This is a genomic window from Escherichia sp. S10b (assembly GCF_028421345.1).
GTDB lineage: Bacteria > Pseudomonadota > Gammaproteobacteria > Enterobacterales > Enterobacteriaceae > ECMA0423.
Genome location: NZ_JAHZSO010000046.1, coordinates 1 through 3,309, shown reverse-complemented (window position 1 = coordinate 3,309; position 3,309 = coordinate 1). Strand labels below are relative to the sequence as shown.

At 43.8% G+C, this 3,309-nt stretch carries 4 protein-coding genes; all 4 read left to right on the top strand.

Annotated features, from left to right (window positions below; all coding sequences use genetic code 11):
* Positions 1-320 precede the first annotated feature (320 nt).
* A complete protein-coding gene (locus FTE26_RS04395) occupies positions 321-974 on the top strand; it encodes a CPBP family intramembrane glutamic endopeptidase (protein ID WP_000616807.1) in 654 nt (217 codons plus the stop codon).
* Between the two features lie 92 nt (positions 975-1,066).
* Positions 1,067-1,324 carry a type II toxin-antitoxin system antitoxin PemI gene (gene pemI / locus FTE26_RS04390; protein WP_000557619.1) on the top strand — a complete coding sequence of 86 codons (258 nt, stop codon included), beginning with the start codon at positions 1,067-1,069 and terminating at the stop codon, positions 1,322-1,324.
* A gap of 1 nt (position 1,325) precedes the next feature.
* Positions 1,326-1,658, top strand: coding sequence for a type II toxin-antitoxin system toxin endoribonuclease PemK-mt (pemK-mt, locus tag FTE26_RS04385; RefSeq protein ID WP_000439434.1), 333 nt, complete (start codon positions 1,326-1,328; stop codon positions 1,656-1,658).
* A gap of 284 nt (positions 1,659-1,942) precedes the next feature.
* Complete coding sequence (locus FTE26_RS04380; RefSeq protein ID WP_001262765.1) at positions 1,943-3,253, top strand: GmrSD restriction endonuclease domain-containing protein; 1,311 nt, start codon at positions 1,943-1,945, stop codon at positions 3,251-3,253.
* Positions 3,254-3,309: the final 56 nt, after the last annotated feature.

Genomic DNA, 3,309 nt, shown 5'->3' with positions numbered 1-3,309 from the left:
ACGGCCCGCTAACGCGGAGATACGCCCCGACTTCGGGTAAACCCTCGTCGGGACCACTCCGACCGCGCACAGAAGCTCTCTCATGGCTGAAAGCGGGTATGGTCTGGCAGGGCTGGGGATGGGTAAGGTGAAATCTATCAATCAGTACCGGCTTACGCCGGGCTTCGGCGGTTTTACTCCTGTATCATATGAAACAACAGAGTGCCGCCTTCCATGCCGCTGATGCGGCATATCCTGGTAACGATATCTGAATTGTTATACATGTGTATATACGTGGTAATGACAAAAATAGGACAAGTTAAAAATTTACAGGCGATGCAATGATTCAAACACGTAATCAATATCTGCAGTTTATGCTGGTTATGCTGGCTGCATGGGGCATTAGTTGGGGAGCCAGATTTGTCATGGAGCAGGCCGTTCTGCTTTATGGATCAGGAAAAAACTATTTGTTCTTCAGTCATGGTACTGTTCTGATGTACCTGCTGTGTGTTTTCCTGGTATACCGCCGTTGGATAGCTCCGCTACCGGTCGTTGGTCAGCTGCGCAACGTTGGCGTACCGTGGCTGGTCGGTGCGATGGCCGTGGTGTATGTCGGTGTATTTCTGCTCGGTAAGGCGCTGGCTCTGCCTGCTGAGCCATTTATGACGAAACTTTTTGCCGATAAGTCCATACCTGACGTGATCCTGACGTTGCTGACCATCTTTATCCTTGCCCCGTTGAATGAGGAAACGCTGTTCCGGGGGATTATGCTGAACGTCTTCCGTTCACGGTACTGCTGGACGATGTGGCTGGGGGCGCTGATAACGTCGTTGTTGTTCGTCGCCGCGCACAGCCAGTATCAGAACCTGCTGACACTGGCAGAACTGTTCCTGGTGGGGTTGATTACATCAGTGGCCAGGATCAGAAGTGGTGGCCTGCTGCTGCCGGTATTGCTGCATATGGAAGCAACCACGCTGGGTTTACTGTTTGGTTGAAAGTTATATTTTTATTAAACATTGTGCGTTAAAGCCTGGTGTGTTTTTTTAGTGGATGTTATATTTAAATATAACTTTTATGGAGGTGAAGAATGCATACCACCCGACTGAAGAGGGTTGGCGGCTCAGTTATGCTGACCGTCCCACCGGCACTGCTGAATGCGCTGTCTCTGGGCACAGATAATGAAGTTGGCATGGTCATTGATAATGGCCGGCTGATTGTTGAGCCGTACAGACGCCCGCAATATTCACTGGCTGAGCTACTGGCACAGTGTGATCCGAATGCTGAAATATCAGCTGAAGAACGAGAATGGCTGGATGCACCGGCGACTGGTCAGGAGGAAATCTGACATGGAAAGAGGGGAAATCTGGCTTGTCTCGCTTGATCCTACCGCAGGTCATGAGCAGCAGGGAACGCGGCCGGTGCTGATTGTCACACCGGCGGCCTTTAATCGCGTGACCCGCCTGCCTGTTGTTGTGCCCGTAACCAGCGGAGGCAATTTTGCCCGCACTGCCGGCTTTGCGGTGTCGTTGGATGGTGTTGGCATACGTACCACAGGTGTTGTACGTTGCGATCAACCCCGGACAATTGATATGAAAGCACGGGGCGGAAAACGACTCGAACGGGTTCCGGAGACTATCATGAACGAAGTTCTTGGCCGCCTGTCCACTATTCTGACTTGAACATGGGGTTTGAGGGGCAACTGGATGAAAACGTACGATTTAGGGCACTAAAACCGCTGTTGTCCCACCATTCTGGTGATTCCCAAACGTTATTTGGCTAAAAAGTAGTTTTGATGTGGTTTATTTTCCGAATTCCAAGCGCAGCCCTACTTTCTTGTGCGTATTTGCGTGTTTTGCGCAGTTTTGAAGTTCCTACATCAGATTGACTTCGGATACAAATTCAATGAACATTGATGCAAATACTGACCTATCAGTTTCTTAACTAAATACTCGAGATACATCTAATGGCTAATGAAAACTTAGATATTGACTCCAAGACAGCAGAAGAATTATACGAGTGGTATCTGGATGATAAATTAATTATAAATCGAAGATACCAAAGAAAATTAGTATGGTCCCTCGAAGAGAAAACAGCACTGATTTCATCAATGACTCAGCAATACCCTATCCCTTTGCTATTGTTTGTTTCCATTGACAACAAAAGAGAAATCCTTGATGGAATGCAAAGACTAGAAGCTTTAATGAGTTTTATTGAGCAGCGATTTTCATTAAATGGTAAATACTTTAATTTAGATGCCATTGCATTAACAAAACAACTAAAAGACAGTGGTAAACTTCAACAAAAAGAGCCAGTGCTATCCCGCGAAAGTTCTACATTAATTGCTCGCTATAGATTTGCTATATCTGAATACTCTTCAACAGAGGACCACATTGACGAAGTGTTTCGACGCATAAATTCCAATGGTAAAATTTTATCAAAACAAGAACTACGAAGTGCGGGGTGCGTTAGTAATTTTTCAGAGTTAGTAAGGAAAATATCGACAATTATAAGAGGAGATACTACACATAGCGATATAATGGGACTGAATAAAATACATAACATATCAATTTGCAATGATGGACTCGATTATGGAATAAATATAGACAATCATTTCTATATTAGAAATCATATCATTAGTAGGCCTAGCATTAGAGACTCTGACGATGAAGAGTTAGTTGCAAATATCTTGGGCTATATATTTTTAGATGATAAGCCAACATCAGGATCAACATCGCTCGATACATTTTACGGTGAAGGTTCGACGAGTCATGCAATCCATACACGAACTCAATTAGAGAATTACATTCAGACAAATGGTGCAGATAAAATTGTCAATAATTACCTCTTCGTTTATGAGATGATTCAAAAATTATTTGATGCAAATAATTTGAACTTTAGATCACACATTCTGGGCAATGCATCTTCATCTCAAGAATGTCCTCGTTACTATCAAGCTGTTTTTCTTGCTTTGTATGAATTAATCATAAATGAAAACATGCAACTTGACGATGAACAGAAATTTATCGCTCAGTTAGGAGACAGTGTACAACGTTCAATGGTGCAAACCGAAGGGGGCCGTTGGGCAGCTAGCGCTCGTCAGAAAAGTGTCGAAGATTTATGTGCTTTAATCAGACGATATTTTAAAGAATCAGAAAATAAATTTATCAATCATGCTTGGCAAACACTGATAAGAACTCTACTTAATAACTCAAGAACAGAACAACCAAATTATGATTTTAAACAGGGAGGTGATGCTGCCAACTTACTGATTTAGTGTATGATGGTGTTTTTGAGGTGCTCCAGTGGCTTCTGTTTCTATCAGCTGTCCCT